General features: G+C 53.1%; 15 protein-coding genes. 10 read left to right on the top strand and 5 right to left on the bottom strand.

What is annotated here, in order from left to right:
* Positions 1-7: 7 nt before the first annotated feature.
* From NXS97_RS17030 to hemW, 3 genes are read left to right on the top strand one after another with little or no spacing between them, the layout of a single operon-like run.
* Complete coding sequence (locus NXS97_RS17030; protein ID WP_014594515.1) at positions 8-562, top strand: YggT family protein; 555 nt, start codon at positions 8-10, stop codon at positions 560-562.
* A gap of 21 nt (positions 563-583) precedes the next feature.
* Positions 584-1177 (top strand): XTP/dITP diphosphatase, encoded by a 594-nt coding sequence (locus NXS97_RS17025; protein ID WP_112900423.1) that lies wholly within the window; start codon positions 584-586, stop codon positions 1175-1177.
* Complete coding sequence (hemW, locus tag NXS97_RS17020; protein WP_112900424.1) at positions 1170-2309, top strand: radical SAM family heme chaperone HemW; 1140 nt, start codon at positions 1170-1172, stop codon at positions 2307-2309. The genes NXS97_RS17025 and hemW overlap by 8 nt, the downstream gene beginning before the upstream one ends.
* Before the next feature lie 52 nt (positions 2310-2361).
* On the opposite strand, the gene NXS97_RS17015 is transcribed toward hemW, so the two are convergent.
* Complete coding sequence (locus tag NXS97_RS17015; RefSeq protein WP_015699576.1) at positions 2362-3096, bottom strand: GntR family transcriptional regulator; 735 nt, start codon at positions 3094-3096, stop codon at positions 2362-2364.
* Positions 3097-3562: 466 nt separating this feature from the next.
* Between NXS97_RS17015 and NXS97_RS17010 the strand changes: the two genes are divergently transcribed.
* From NXS97_RS17010 to NXS97_RS17000, 3 genes are read left to right on the top strand one after another with little or no spacing between them, the layout of a single operon-like run.
* Positions 3563-4024: a PTS sugar transporter subunit IIA gene (locus tag NXS97_RS17010; RefSeq protein WP_112900425.1), complete on the top strand. Its 462-nt coding sequence runs from the start codon at positions 3563-3565 to the stop codon at positions 4022-4024.
* 25 nt (positions 4025-4049) lie between these two features.
* Entirely contained in the window at positions 4050-4319 is a 270-nt protein-coding gene (locus NXS97_RS17005; protein ID WP_013027097.1) for a PTS sugar transporter subunit IIB, read from the top strand.
* Positions 4320-4363: 44 nt separating this feature from the next.
* Positions 4364-5740, top strand: coding sequence for a PTS ascorbate transporter subunit IIC (locus tag NXS97_RS17000; protein ID WP_013027099.1), 1377 nt, complete (start codon positions 4364-4366; stop codon positions 5738-5740).
* Positions 5741-5869: 129 nt separating this feature from the next.
* On the opposite strand, the gene NXS97_RS16995 is transcribed toward NXS97_RS17000, so the two are convergent.
* From NXS97_RS16995 to melR, 4 genes are all read right to left on the bottom strand, one after another.
* Positions 5870-6586 carry a DUF2884 domain-containing protein gene (locus NXS97_RS16995; RefSeq protein ID WP_064374254.1) on the bottom strand — a complete coding sequence of 239 codons (717 nt, stop codon included), beginning with the start codon at positions 6584-6586 and terminating at the stop codon, positions 5870-5872.
* Positions 6587-6628: 42 nt separating this feature from the next.
* Entirely contained in the window at positions 6629-6955 is a 327-nt protein-coding gene (locus tag NXS97_RS16990) for a YggL family protein (RefSeq protein ID WP_013027101.1), read from the bottom strand.
* Positions 6955-7674 carry a tRNA (guanosine(46)-N7)-methyltransferase TrmB gene (gene trmB / locus NXS97_RS16985; RefSeq protein ID WP_013027102.1) on the bottom strand — a complete coding sequence of 240 codons (720 nt, stop codon included), beginning with the start codon at positions 7672-7674 and terminating at the stop codon, positions 6955-6957. The genes NXS97_RS16990 and trmB overlap by 1 nt, the downstream gene beginning before the upstream one ends.
* 198 nt (positions 7675-7872) lie before the next feature.
* A complete protein-coding gene (gene melR / locus NXS97_RS16980) occupies positions 7873-8805 on the bottom strand; it encodes a transcriptional regulator MelR (protein ID WP_029569116.1) in 933 nt (310 codons plus the stop codon).
* A gap of 265 nt (positions 8806-9070) precedes the next feature.
* Between melR and NXS97_RS16975 the strand changes: the two genes are divergently transcribed.
* The 4 genes from NXS97_RS16975 to NXS97_RS16960 all read left to right on the top strand — a co-directional run bounded on the left by NXS97_RS16975 (position 9071) and on the right by NXS97_RS16960 (position 13515).
* Positions 9071-10426 (top strand): alpha-glucosidase/alpha-galactosidase, encoded by a 1356-nt coding sequence (locus tag NXS97_RS16975; RefSeq protein WP_116220087.1) that lies wholly within the window; start codon positions 9071-9073, stop codon positions 10424-10426.
* Between the two features lie 84 nt (positions 10427-10510).
* On the top strand, positions 10511-11923 hold the full coding sequence (gene melB, locus NXS97_RS16970; RefSeq protein ID WP_013027105.1) for a melibiose:sodium transporter MelB: 1413 nt from the start codon (positions 10511-10513) through the stop codon (positions 11921-11923).
* Between the two features lie 234 nt (positions 11924-12157).
* Positions 12158-13243: an A/G-specific adenine glycosylase gene (gene mutY / locus NXS97_RS16965; RefSeq protein ID WP_014605105.1), complete on the top strand. Its 1086-nt coding sequence runs from the start codon at positions 12158-12160 to the stop codon at positions 13241-13243.
* On the top strand, positions 13243-13515 hold the full coding sequence (locus NXS97_RS16960; protein WP_013027107.1) for an oxidative damage protection protein: 273 nt from the start codon (positions 13243-13245) through the stop codon (positions 13513-13515). Before mutY ends, NXS97_RS16960 begins: the two co-directional genes overlap by 1 nt.
* The last annotated feature ends 29 nt before the right edge of the window (positions 13516-13544 follow it).

Below are 13544 nucleotides of genomic sequence, written 5' to 3'. Positions count from 1 at the left end.
GAACTTCATGTTAACAATGACGTTTTTAGTAAAAACGCTAATCGATCTCTACGTCATGGTGCTGCTGCTGCGCATCTGGATGCAGTGGTCACGTTGTGATTTTTATAACCCGCTTGCGCAGTTTGTCGTGAAGATTACTCAGCCGATTGTAAAACCCCTGCGTCGTATCCTTCCGGCTCTGGGTCCGATTGATACGGCCTCCCTGCTGTTGGCCTTTGTGCTGACAACGCTTAAATATCCCCTTCTGCTGCTGATTCAGGTCGGCGTGTTCTCTGTCGATCCCACGAATTTGCTGGTTGGCCTGCTGTCGCTGTTGAAATCTGCAGGTTATCTGGTGTTCTGGGTCATTATCATTCGCTCCCTGATGAGCTGGATCAGTCAGGGCCGCGGCCCGATGGACTATGTGCTGATTCAGTTGACCGAGCCGTTAATGGCGCCGATTCGTCGTATTCTTCCTGCCATGGGCGGCATCGACTTCTCAGCCATGATCGTGATTCTGGTGCTGTATGCCCTGAATTTCCTTGGCATGGATCTGTTCCCGGGTCTCTGGTATTTGCTGTAAATGAATCAAACTGGAACTGTTATGCAAAAAGTTGTTCTTGCCACCGGCAATCCCGGCAAAGTACGTGAGCTGGCGGATCTGCTCGCTGACTTTGGTCTGGATGTCGTGGCGCAAACCGAACTTGGCGTGGAATCCGCCGAGGAAACCGGCCTGACCTTTATTGAAAATGCCATCCTGAAAGCGCGCCATGCCGCGCAGGTGACCGGCCTGCCGGCTATCGCAGATGACTCTGGCCTGGCCGTGAATGCGCTGGGTGGCGCGCCCGGGATTTACTCAGCCCGCTATGCTGGTGAAGACGCCAGCGACCAGCAGAATCTGGAAAAGCTGCTTCAGGCTCTGGAAAACACGCCTGACGGACAACGTCAGGCGCAGTTTCACTGCGTGCTGGTTTATCTACGTCATGCTGCCGACCCAACGCCGCTGGTCTTCCACGGTGCCTGGGAAGGGGAAATTACCCGAACGGCAGCCGGTGAAGGTGGCTTTGGTTACGATCCGGTGTTCTGGGTTCCGACACTGGGTAAAACTGCAGCCGAACTGACTAAGGCAGAGAAAGGAAAAGTCTCTCATCGTGGTAAAGCATTGACGCTGTTACTGGAAGCGATGCGTAATGCCTGATTTACCGCCTCTGAGTTTGTACATCCACATTCCCTGGTGTGTACAGAAATGCCCCTACTGCGATTTTAATTCTCACGCATTAAAGGATGAGGTGCCGCACGTTGAGTATGTGCAGCACCTGCTGCGCGATCTTGAACACGACCTGCCGCTGATTCAGGGTCGTGAGGTTCGCACGATCTTTATTGGCGGCGGGACGCCAAGCCTGTTAAGCAGCAGCGCCATGCAGATGTTGATGGATGGCGTACGCGAGCGGCTGACGCTGACAGCCGATGCTGAAGTCACGATGGAAGCCAATCCGGGCACGGTGGAAGCGGATCGCTTCAGCTCCTATCAACGCGCCGGTATTAACCGAATCTCGATTGGTGTCCAGAGCTTCAGCCCGCAGAAACTGGAACGTCTGGGCCGTATTCACGGACCGGAAGAAGCGAAGCGTGCCGCAGCACTGGCACAGGGTTTAGGGCTGCGCAGCTTCAACCTTGACCTGATGCACGGCCTGCCCGATCAGTCGCTGGCCGAGGCGCTGGATGATTTGCGCCAGGCGATTGCGCTCAACCCGCCGCATCTCTCCTGGTATCAGCTGACGATTGAGCCCAATACGCTCTTTGGCTCTCGCCCGCCAACCCTACCGGATGATGATGCGCTATGGGATATTTTTGAGCAGGGCCACCAGTTGCTGACTGCGGCAGGTTATGAGCAATACGAAACCTCGGCCTATGCTAAACCGGGCTACCGCTGTGAGCACAACCTGAACTACTGGCGCTTTGGCGATTATCTGGGCATTGGTTGTGGTGCGCATGGCAAACTGACTCAGCCAGATGGCCGTATTGTCCGTACCGTAAAAGTGCGCCATCCGCGTGGTTTTATGAAGGGCAATTATCTCGATAAGCAGTACGACGTTGCAGACGAGGATAAGCCTTTTGAGTTCTTCATGAACCGTTTTCGTCTGCTGGAGGCGGCGCCGCGTGCAGACTTTAGCCGCTATACCGGGCTGCATGAAACGCTGATTCGCCCACAGCTCGACGAAGCCATTGCCGCAGGTTACATCACTGAATCGCCGGAACACTGGCAGATTACAGAGAAAGGGAAACTGTTTCTGAACTCGTTGCTGGAGCTGTTTTTAGCGGAAGCCTAGTGCATTCTGGCCCGGAAGCATCACTAAAGCGACCGGGCCGTTTGCGCGAACATCAACCGCGTTCGGTATTCTGTCTCAGTTGTAACAGCTTCGTATTTATAATGGCGATGTTGACCTCACAGGGCATACCATCATCCAGATAGACGGTTTCGTTGATCTCCAGCGCCGCCTCATTCGCATTAAAATTCAATAGTCTGAGCTGCTCACCATCGGTAACATTGATGGCATTCAGTTGCTGATCGCGACGCTGAATTTTCTTGCCGGTGATCTGTTCAATGTACGAATATTTTGAGATCTCCAGTCGTCCAAACTCCATGCTGCTAAACAGGCTGACAGGCAGGTGGATATATTCCAGCGCAACGGGGATGTCATCAAAACACATCAGACGAACAATTTTGTAAATCTGGTCACTGTTCTTGATGCGTAAAGCCTGCGCCATATCCGGCCCGGGCACTTTAATGATGCTGGCAGTCAGCACCTTTCTGACCGCTTTATGCCCTTTTTTGTGTGCCTGATAATCAAACGGGGAAAGCGCATGAAACCGGCCTGAGTGATTACTCTTGCCGATGGACCCCACGAACAGCCCGGAGCCTTTCACCCGATAAATACGCTGTTGCTCAATAAGAATGCGAGTGGCTTCCCGCACCGTCGCCCGGGTAATACCAATGTTCTTAGCAATCGCGATTTCCGTGTCCAGCTTATCGCCCGGCAGCAGTCCATCCTGCATGATCTTTGTCAGGATATAGTCGACTACCTCTTTTTGCTTCTCTGTAATGCCATCGAACATCAGCATATTCCCGAATAGTGTGCCCGTGCCTGCGGTGCCCTACAGCAAACCCTGCAGGCCCGGTTTTCGTCACGACGTGCCCGTGAGCAAAGATCCAGATGTGATCCAGCTAACGATTTTGCACTCAAACCCCACGCGCCCCGCCAGAAATGATTCTTGCATATTGTATCTGTACAGGTCGAGGTGCATCATCAAGATGACTAGACAGCTTAAACATGTCTATACGTACAAGCCGGTTTTTGCAACAGCAAATTGTCAGAACTGACGAGTGCGACTTAAATTAATATCTTGTTTTAGAGTAAGTTAATGTCATTTACGTTTACCCCTCAGCCGTGAGTGGTTTTGTCAGATGAAATAAAAAAGGCAAAGCCGCAGGGATAAACAGAGAAAGATGACTGTACAGCTTGATGAATTCTGGAAGCCAGCTGGCTGACTTTTTTGCCTAACCTTTTATCCAGGACATTGTATGCCGAATCTGACCCAATGGCTGAATGCTGAAAAAATTCAATATATTGAGCGCGTATCCGACTGGAAAGCCGCGATTCAGGTCGCGGGCGATCCTCTTCTTAATGAGGGGGCGATTTCACAGGATTACATTGACACCATCATCCGCCTCAAACAGGAAACCGGTCCCTACTTCGTTATTGCGCCGCGCATTGCCATGCCGCATGCCCGCCCTGAGCAGGGTGCCAAAAAGTTGGGATTATCCGTAGTCAAGCTGGCTAACCCGGTCACCTTTGATGCAGGAGAGAATGATCCTGTCGATATCCTTTTTATGTTCTCCGCCCCTGACAGCAACAGCCACATTGAGATGATCTCCCAGCTGGCTGAGGTGCTTACCGATGACGACGTGATGGAACGCGTTTATCAGGCACAAAGCCAACACGCACTCTGTGCCCTGTTGTTAGCATACAGCATATCCCGTTAACTCGTTAAAATTAAAAGAGGTTTTTATGAAAATTATGGCAGTTTGTGGTTCAGGCCTGGGAAGCAGCTTCATGATGGAAATGAACATCAAAAAAGTGCTTAAAGCGATGGATATGACGGCAGACGTTGAACACGCCGATCTCGGTTCGGTCACGCCAGACGTGGCGGATGTGTTCGTGATGGCGAAAGACATCGCCTACAGCGCTAACCTGCCACCGGAAAAAGTCATCATTATCAATAACATTATCGACCTGAAGGAAGTTGAGCAGAAAATTCGCGACTACTTCAATAAATAACCCTGTCACCCACTTAAAAAAGAACACTTACCGCTGAGGTTATTATGTTTATACAAAACCTTTTACTGGTAGTTGTCGACGTGCTGAAAGTCCCCTCTATTCTGGTCGGGCTGGTCGCCATGTTCGGTCTGATAGCGCAACGTAAACCGCTGCCGGATGTGATAAAGGGTACGGTAAAAACCATCCTGGGTTTTTTAGTACTGGCAGGCGGTGCCACTGTGTTAGTGGGATCGCTGACGCCGCTGGGGGATATTTTCAAACACGCGTTCAACGTCCAGGGCATTATTCCCAATAACGAGGCGATGGTTTCCATCGCCCTGGCGAAGTATGGTGCGCCCACGACGCTGATTATGGCCTTCGGCATGGTGGCCAATATTACCGTCGCCCGCTTTACGCGTCTGAAATATATCTACCTCTCTGGTCATGTCACTTTTTATATGGCCTGCATGATCGCGATTATTCTCTCGGTGGCGGGTTTCGAGGGCGTGCAGCTTATCTATACCGGCTCGCTGACGCTGGGCATGTTAATGGCCTTTTTCCCGGCACTGGCGCAGCCCTACATGCGTAAAATCATTGGGCACGATCAGGTCGCGCTGGCGCACACCGGTACGGTTGGCTATGTCCTGTCGGGCTGGATAGGTTCTTTGGTGGGCAAAGGTTCTAAATCCACCGAAGAGATGAACATGCCAAAAAACCTGAGTTTTTTGCGTGACAGCACCATCTCTATTTCCCTGACGATGATGGTCATCTATTTTATTTTGTCCATTTCGGCAGGCAGAGAATACGTGGAGAGTCAGTTCAGCCACGGGCAAAACTATCTGGTGTACTCCTTTGTGCAGGCCATTACCTTCGCTGCCGGTGTTTTTATTATCCTCCAGGGCGTGCGTTTGATTCTGGCCGAAATTGTGCCGGCGTTTACCGGGTTTTCAGAGAAGTTGGTGCCAAGCGCGCGTCCGGCACTCGACTGCCCGATTGTGTTCCCCTATGCGCCTAACGCCGTTCTGGTCGGTTTTATTTCCAGCTTTATCGGCGGCCTGGTCGGGCTGTTTATTCTGGGACAGCTGCACTGGATATTAATTCTGCCTGGCGTGGTACCGCACTTTTTCTGCGGCGCAACCGCAGGCGTTTTTGGTAATGCTACCGGCGGGAAACGCGGGGCCATGTTAGGTGCCTTTGCCCACGGTATTCTGATTACCTTCCTCCCGGTCGCCTTATTGCCTGTCCTGGGCGCCATCGGTCTGACGAATACCACCTTCTCAGACACCGACTTCGGCGTCACGGGGATTCTGTTGGGGAATATGGCCAGATTCCTTGATAAAGGGACCATTACCATGGTGATCACTGGAATTTTTGCCCTGCTGGTTATCTATAACTATGTCGCCCGTAGCAAAACGGTCGTCAAAGAGGCCAACAACGATTGACAGGCATCAGGGGCTGACTCCAGCCCCTTTTTTCAACAACGTGCTAAAGCAGAAAAACGCCAGCCCGTGGCGGCGTGACGTTCAGGATGAAAGGCAGACGACCAGGCGGCGCAGGCCGTCTGAAAAGCACTATTTCAGCGAACCGACCAGGGCTTTACGGTCATTCTCAAGCGAAATCACCCGGTTACAAACCGCTTTGCCAAACTGCTGGAAATCGGCTTCCTGATTGTTCCACTCGCTCTGAATGGCGTTTTGCAGGCCGCCAAGATTGCCCATCAAGCCCTGCAAACCGCTACCGCCACCGTTGGACATCGCCTTGCTGCCCATCTCATTGATGCTGTCCTGCAGAATACCGCCCATCGCCTGATTAACCAGCTGTTGACCATCGGCACGCACCTGATCGATCGCCTGATGATGGAAGGTTAAACCATCGCTGCGATGCTCAATAATACGGTTCATCTGGGTTTTTAACTGCGTATTCAGCGTAGCCAGTCGGCTATGTAACCGGCTGGATTCGCCAACCTGCTGAGTAATGATGTTATCCAGCGCGGCACGCCCTTTCTCCAGACGGGATGTTGCTCCGTTATCGATCCAGGGAAGATCGCGGCGTAAGGCATTTTGATAATCAATCGCCTTCTGACGGTTAGCGGCGTTCAGGGCCATCTTCTGACCGTTGAACTGCACATCCCCTAGCGTCGATATCTGCAGATTGCCATTTGCGCCCACCACCTGCACGCTTTGTGGCGTAATCACAACATCATCCTGCGGTTTGACACTGCACTCCCAGGCAGCCTGGGCCTGCGTTGCCGCCAGTAAAAGGCCGGCGACCAGCGCGTTACGAATCATACAATCTCCCTGTCTGGGTGTGAAAGCGACACTGCTGGTAACTTAGTCCCACCAGACGTCAAAGAGTTCGGTAACTTTCACATCCTGCAGCTTGCGGTCTTCCAGCCACTTGCGCACGAGTTCACGATGCTCATCGGTGCATTTACCGGTTTGCTGCAGGCAAATCAGCCCTTCCCACGCCAGGTAACCGCTGCCATCGTAAGCCAGACCATTAGGATCGATCGCTTCGTTGATGAACTGGTTCAGGGTTTCGTCGATGTCACTTTCAGACGTGCCTTCAGGAAAACGCCAGGCCACGGAAAAGCCCAGTTCCTGGAATTCATCGATATGTAATTTTTTACGTAAACGGCGGCTGCGTTGTGTGGCCATTATTTCACCCTCTCAAACATTAAATCCCATACGCCATGGCCTAAACGCTGCCCGCGCTGCTCAAATTTTGTCAATGGACGCGTTTCAGGACGCGGCACATAGGTGCTGTCTTCAGACAGGTTACGATAACCTGCGATGCTGCTCATGACCTCAAGCATATGTTCTGCATAAGCTTCCCAGTCGGTTGCCATATGGAATACGCCACCCAGCTTGAGCTTACGCATCACCAACTCGGCGAAAGGCACCTGCACGATACGGCGTTTATTGTGACGGGCTTTGTGCCACGGATCGGGAAAGAACAGCTGAACCATGCGCAGTGAGTTATCAGGGATCATCTTTTCCAGCACTTCAACCGCATCATGGCACATCACGCGCAGATTGCTGACGTCGGCTTCTTTCGCCGAGGCCAGGCAGGCACCTACGCCTGGCGCGTGCACTTCAATTCCCAGGAAGTTTTGGTGGGGAGTGTTTTGCGCCATGGTCACCAGCGAGGCCCCCATGCCAAAGCCGATCTCCAGCGTTACCGGGGCTTCGCGGCCAAACAGCGCGGGCAAATCTACGGGATCAGGCTGATATTCAACACCCATCTCTGGCCAGTAGTTATCCAGCGCCAACTGCTGGCCTTTGGTTAAGCGGCCCTGGCGGCGCACAAAACTGCGAATCCGACGCAACGGGCGTCCATTCTCATCAAATTCCGGGGTGATGACATCATTAATCATGTTGAAGCCTGCTGGTTTGCCTGTTCTGGGAAACGGGCATTATGCAAAGTTCAAAAGCAGAAGCAAGCCTTTGCCACGTTCTGCTTTATTCCTGCGTGCCCTGAAGCGCAATTTCCTGCCTGAGTGTAGAGTAAACCGCAAAAATTTCCTTGTTATGATGCCAGCCTGCAGGCAAAGACGGCCAACGCTATCGGAAACTTATAAAGACATTGTCTGCCGCCGCTGCTGGCTCAGCTTGCGGTACTGCTGAGGAGACATGCCAACATACCTGGCAAACGTGCTGTAAAAACGGCTGCTGGAGCGGAAACCGGCCGTCAGCGCCACATCCAGAACGGTGATATCGGTATCGCTCAGGAGCGCCCTGACATGATTGATCCGCATGGCCGTGATGTACTGTTTTAGCGTCAGCTGCATCACGCGCTGAAAAATGCCCATCGCATAATTCGCATTGAGTTTAACGTGTTCGGCCACGTCATTGATGGTTAAAGCCTGATCGTAGTTATCTGCGATAAACTCCAGCATCTGGCTGACATAAAACTGAGCATGGCGCGAAACGCTGTTCTTGTGCGTGCGCGACGTTTTGTTCACCAGCACCGGCTGCCATCCCGACAGACTAAAGCGCTTAAGCATCAGACCAATCTCATCAACGGCAAGCTGGCGAATCTGTTCGTCGGGACTGTTCAGCTCCTGCTGCCAGCGCTGCACTTCAAACGCGCTGAGCTGCTGCTTCGCCACAGATTTAATCACCATGCCGTGGGTAACATGATTGATTAACTCCCTGTCGAGCGGCCAGGACAAAAACAGATGCATCGGCAGGTTCAGAATAGCCATGTTCTGGCAGCGTCCGGGACGGGTGAGTTGATGTGGCGTACAGGCCCAAAACAGGGTGATGTAACCCTGCTTGATCTGAACGACCTCGTTATTAATGAGGTACTCCACGTCACCGTCAAACGGCACATTCACCTCAACCTGACCGTGCCAGTGGCTGGTGGTCATGGCCAGCGGCGGACGCAGTTCGATATCCATGCGCTGATATTCAGAATAGAGCGACAGCGGGCTGCGGGTCTGCTTTTCATCGCTGCTGCACATATGCGGGTCGGGCGGAAGTGGTACGACAGGCTGCATAATCATCATTCCCTCTCCTGAATTATCAGAACCCTGCCATATCTGAACGGCTCAGGCCAGTCTCAGAGGCGAGAAATGCGCGGTCAGCATGACGTTTTCGCCTGTCATCACACCAGATACTCTTCTTTCCGTGCAAATTTGTCCCGAAAACTCAGATCTGCTCGCCGCCAGCATCAGATCTGAGTTTTCGGGAATGCTCGTTCCGTAAGGCGGAAGTTTCTCGATGAATGGCGTGACATTCTGGCGTTATCCAACCTTGCAATGGAGCGTCCTGATGTCTGCACCCAAAATTACCTTTATTGGCGCGGGTTCCACTATTTTCGTCAAAAATATCCTTGGCGATGTCTTTCACCGCGATGCGCTGAAATCCGCCCATATCGCGTTGATGGATATTGATGCGACCCGGCTTGAAGAGTCCTTTACCGTGGTCAGTAAGCTGATGAGTTCGGCTGGGGCGGCCGGAAGAATCACCTGCCACACCGACCAGAAAGCGGCATTAGCGGCTGCCGATTTTGTTGTGGTCGCGTTTCAGATAGGCGGCTATGAACCCTGTACCCTCACTGATTTTGCGGTGTGTAAGCGTTACGGTCTTGAGCAGACAATCGCCGACACGCTTGGCCCGGGCGGCATCATGCGCGCGCTGCGCACCATCCCGCACCTCTGGCAGATTTGTGAAGACATGACGGCAGTATGTCCTGATGCCACCATGCTTAATTACGTTAACCCCATGGCGATGAACACCTGGGCGATGTACGCGCGTTATCCGCATATCAAACAGGTTGGCCTGTGCCATTCCGTTCAGGGAACGGCGGAAGAGCTGGCTTACGATCTCAATCTTAACCCGGCCGATTTACGTTACCGCTCTGCCGGCATCAACCACATGGCCTTTTACCTGGAGCTGGAGCGAAAAACTGCAGACGGGGCTTACGTGAATCTCTACCCGGAACTGCTTGCCGCTTTTGACGCCGGGCAGGTACCGAAACCCAACATGCATGGCAATACGCGCTGTCCCAACATTGTGCGCTATGAGATGTTCAAAAAACTGGGCTATTTCGTCACCGAGTCTTCAGAACATTTTGCAGAATATACGCCCTGGTTTATCAAGCCAGGACGAGAGGATCTGATTGCGCGCTACCAGATCCCGCTGGATGAGTATCCCAAACGCTGCGTCGAGCAGCTGGATAACTGGCGTACCGAGCTTGAACATTACAAGCGCGCTGAGCGTATTGAAAGCAAACCCTCGCGCGAATATGCCAGCGCCATTATGAATGCCATCTGGACAGGTGAACCGGCCGTGATTTACGGCAACGTGCGTAACGATGCATTAATCGACAACCTGCCGCAGGGATGCTGTGTTGAGGTCGCCTGCCTGGTGGACGCCAACGGGATTCAGCCTACGAAGGTGGGAACCCTGCCCTCACATCTGGCAGCCATGATGCAAACCAATATCAACGTGCAGACGCTGCTGACCGAAGCCATCCTGACCGAAAACCCTGAGCGGGTTTACCACGCGGCCATGCTGGATCCCCATACGGCGGCGGTGCTGGGCATCGAGGAGATTTATGCGCTGGTGGATGAGCTGATCGCCGAACACGGGGACTGGCTGCCCGCCTGGCTGCACAAATAATGCCTGTGTCTCCGGGCGTGCTGTCCGGCTGCGGCTCTATTCCTTAACAGAAGGCGGGCGCTGGCAACAGCGTCCCGGTACCCGATGAGCATTTCAATAACGACAAAACTCAGCTATGGATTCGGCGCATTTGGGAAAGATTTTGCTATTGGCATTGTTTATATGTACCTGATGTATTACTACACCGACGTGGTAGGTTTGTCGGTTGGCCTCGTCGGTACGCTGTTTTTAGTGGCCAGGATCTGGGACGCAATAAACGATCCGATCATGGGCTGGATCGTAAATGCCACGCGATCGCGCTGGGGGAAATTCAAACCCTGGATTTTTGCAGGCACGCTGGCAAACTCGCTGGTGCTGTTCCTGTTGTTTAGCGCCCATCTGTTTGAAGGCACCACGCAGGTTATTTATGTCTGTGTGACGTATATCTTGTGGGGCATGACCTACACCATTATGGATATTCCGTTCTGGTCGCTGGTGCCTACCATCACGCTGGACAAGCGCGAACGTGAACAGCTGGTTCCCTGGCCACGCTTTTTCGCCAGCCTTGCCGGGTTTGTTACCGCAGGCCTGGCCCTGCCCTTTGTCAGTTATGTTGGCGGCGACAATCGTGGCTTAGGCTTCCAGATGTTTACCCTGGTGTTAATCGCCTTTTTTATCGTCTCCATGTTAGTCACGCTGCGAAACGTGCATGAAGTCTATTCGTCCACCCGCGACGAAACCTCAGGCAGTGACCGCCTGGGGCTAAAAGCCATTGTTGCCCTCATTTACCGTAACGATCAGCTTTCCTGCCTGCTGGGAATGGCGCTGGCTTACAACATCGCGGCTAACATCATTACCGGCTTTGCCATTTACTATTTCACCTACGTCATCGGCGATGCCGGGCTGTTTCCCTACTACCTCTCTTATGCAGGCGCGGCAAACCTCGTCACGTTAATCCTGTTCCCGAAACTGGTAAACATCCTGTCGCGCCGCATTCTGTGGGCGGGCGCGTCCGCGCTGCCGATACTGAGCTGTGGCGTGCTGTTCGCTATGGCACTGGCAGGCTATCACTCAACGCTGCTGATTGTGGTGGCCGGCATCCTGTTAAACACCGGTACCGCGCTTTTCTGGGTGCTCCAGGTCATTATGGTGGCGGACACCGTTGATTACGGCGAATACAAGCTGTACGTGCGCTGCGAGAGCATCGCCTATTCAGTGCAGACGATGGTGGTGAAAGGCGGCTCCGCCTTTGCCGCTTTCTTTATCGCCGTGGTGCTGGGCATGATTGGCTATATGCCCAATATCGTACAGTCGCAGGAAACCCTTGTAGGCATGCAATTTATTATGATTGCGCTGCCGGCTGTGTTTTTTATGCTGACGCTACTGCTCTATTTCCGCTTCTATAAGCTGAACGGCGATATGCTGCGGAAAATCCAGATCCATCTGCTCGATAAATACCGTAAACCGCAAGAGCCAGAAACCCTCCCGCTCAGGATGCAAGACAAGATCAACGTCTGACCAGTAAAAGCCCTTTGCGGGCTTCTGTGAAAGATGTCGCGGGCCGGATTCACATCGTCTGGCCTGCTACTGTCTCCCGGCGGCTCCTGATATTGTCAGGCCCGGCACGACGCTGCCGCACGGGACAGACAGGCCGGTATGAAACAGGCCTTTTCAATCTTCCGGTTTACTCTCACTGGCGCTTATGCTGGAATTCCTGCCCGAATATCGCGTAATCACGGAAATATCCTTTTTATGATGCAAGCCCCGCAGTTCGCGCAACAGGTGCTGGACTGGTATCAGCGCTTTGGCCGCAAAACCCTGCCGTGGCAGCTGGAAAAAACACCCTACAAGGTGTGGCTGTCCGAAGTCATGTTGCAGCAAACTCAGGTTGCCACGGTTATCCCCTATTTTGAGCGCTTCATGGCGCGGTTTCCTGACGTCAGCGATCTGGCCGCCGCGCCCCTGGATGAGGTGCTGCATCTCTGGACCGGTCTGGGCTATTACGCCCGTGCGCGCAACCTGCATAAAGCGGCAAAACAGGTGGTGGACCTTCATGGCGGTGAGTTTCCCCGCCACTATGATGAGGTCGCCGCTTTACCCGGCGTTGGCCGATCCACCGCTGGCGCGATTTTATCTCTGTCGCTGGGTCTGCATTTCCCTATTCTCGATGGCAACGTTAAACGGGTTTTAGCGCGTTGCTACGCGGTAGGCGGCTGGCCGGGTAAGAAGGATGTGGAAAAGCGGCTCTGGCAAATCAGCGAAGAGGTCACGCCTGCTCAAGGCGTCAGCCAGTTTAACCAGGCGATGATGGATCTGGGTGCCATGGTGTGCACGCGATCCAGACCAAAATGCGACATCTGCCCGCTCAACAGCGGATGCGAAGCAAGGGCTAACAACAGCTGGGCCAGCTATCCGGGTAAAAAGCCGAAGCAGACGTTGCCGGAACGCAGCGGTTGGTTTTTGATGATGCAACATGGCGACAAGGTCTGGCTGGAGCAGCGTCCGCCGGTGGGCCTGTGGGGCGGTTTATTTTGCTTCCCGCAATTCACCAGTGAAGAGGCGATGACCGACTGGCTGCATGCGCGCGGCATTCACGCCAAACCCCAGCAGCTTACGGCATTTCGTCATACCTTTAGCCATTTCCATCTGGATATTGTCCCAATGTGGCTGTCATGGCCTTCTGCCGGGGCATTAATGGATGAAGCTGGCGGTCTCTGGTATAACTTAACGCTGCCGCCGCCTGTGGGATTAGCCGCACCTGTAGAGCGTCTTTTGCACGAACTGCGCCATCCCCAGCAGTTGCCTTTAGGCAGCTGTGAGATTAACGAGGAAGAATAATGAGCCGCACTATTTTTTGTACTTTTTTACAACGTGATGCTGAAGGGCAAGATTTCCAACTCTACCCTGGCGATCTGGGAAAACGCATTTACAATGAAATCTCGAAAGAAGCCTGGCAGCAATGGATGGCTAAGCAGACGATGCTGATCAACGAGAAAAAACTCAACATGATGAACCCCGAAGATCGCAAAGTGCTGGAAAAGGAAATGATTAACTTCCTGTTCGAAGGCAAAGACGTTCATATTGAAGGCTATACGCCACCCGAAGCATAACTTTTTTTGGCCTCAGTACTGGGGCCGTT

The sequence above is a fragment of the Pantoea sp. B623 genome, from assembly GCF_024814475.1.
GTDB lineage: Bacteria > Pseudomonadota > Gammaproteobacteria > Enterobacterales > Enterobacteriaceae > Pantoea > Pantoea ananatis.
This window is presented reverse-complemented; position numbering and strand designations above follow the sequence as displayed.

Bases quoted from the DNA above. Each gene is read 5' to 3' on its own strand.
- NXS97_RS17030 (WP_014594515.1), top strand. From the start codon at position 8: ATGTTAACAATGACGTTTTTAGTAAAAACGCTAATCGATCTCTACGTC.
- NXS97_RS17025 (WP_112900423.1), top strand. From the start codon at position 584: ATGCAAAAAGTTGTTCTTGCCACCGGCAATCCCGGCAAAGTACGTGAG.
- hemW (WP_112900424.1), top strand. From the start codon at position 1,170: ATGCCTGATTTACCGCCTCTGAGTTTGTACATCCACATTCCCTGGTGT.
- NXS97_RS17015 (WP_015699576.1), bottom strand. From the start codon at position 3,096: ATGTTCGATGGCATTACAGAGAAGCAAAAAGAGGTAGTCGACTATATC.
- NXS97_RS17010 (WP_112900425.1), top strand. From the start codon at position 3,563: ATGCCGAATCTGACCCAATGGCTGAATGCTGAAAAAATTCAATATATT.
- NXS97_RS17005 (WP_013027097.1), top strand. From the start codon at position 4,050: ATGAAAATTATGGCAGTTTGTGGTTCAGGCCTGGGAAGCAGCTTCATG.
- NXS97_RS17000 (WP_013027099.1), top strand. From the start codon at position 4,364: ATGTTTATACAAAACCTTTTACTGGTAGTTGTCGACGTGCTGAAAGTC.
- NXS97_RS16995 (WP_064374254.1), bottom strand. From the start codon at position 6,586: ATGATTCGTAACGCGCTGGTCGCCGGCCTTTTACTGGCGGCAACGCAG.
- NXS97_RS16990 (WP_013027101.1), bottom strand. From the start codon at position 6,955: ATGGCCACACAACGCAGCCGCCGTTTACGTAAAAAATTACATATCGAT.
- trmB (WP_013027102.1), bottom strand. From the start codon at position 7,674: ATGATTAATGATGTCATCACCCCGGAATTTGATGAGAATGGACGCCCG.
- melR (WP_029569116.1), bottom strand. From the start codon at position 8,805: ATGATTATGCAGCCTGTCGTACCACTTCCGCCCGACCCGCATATGTGC.
- melB (WP_013027105.1), top strand. From the start codon at position 10,511: ATGAGCATTTCAATAACGACAAAACTCAGCTATGGATTCGGCGCATTT.
- mutY (WP_014605105.1), top strand. From the start codon at position 12,158: ATGATGCAAGCCCCGCAGTTCGCGCAACAGGTGCTGGACTGGTATCAG.
- NXS97_RS16960 (WP_013027107.1), top strand. From the start codon at position 13,243: ATGAGCCGCACTATTTTTTGTACTTTTTTACAACGTGATGCTGAAGGG.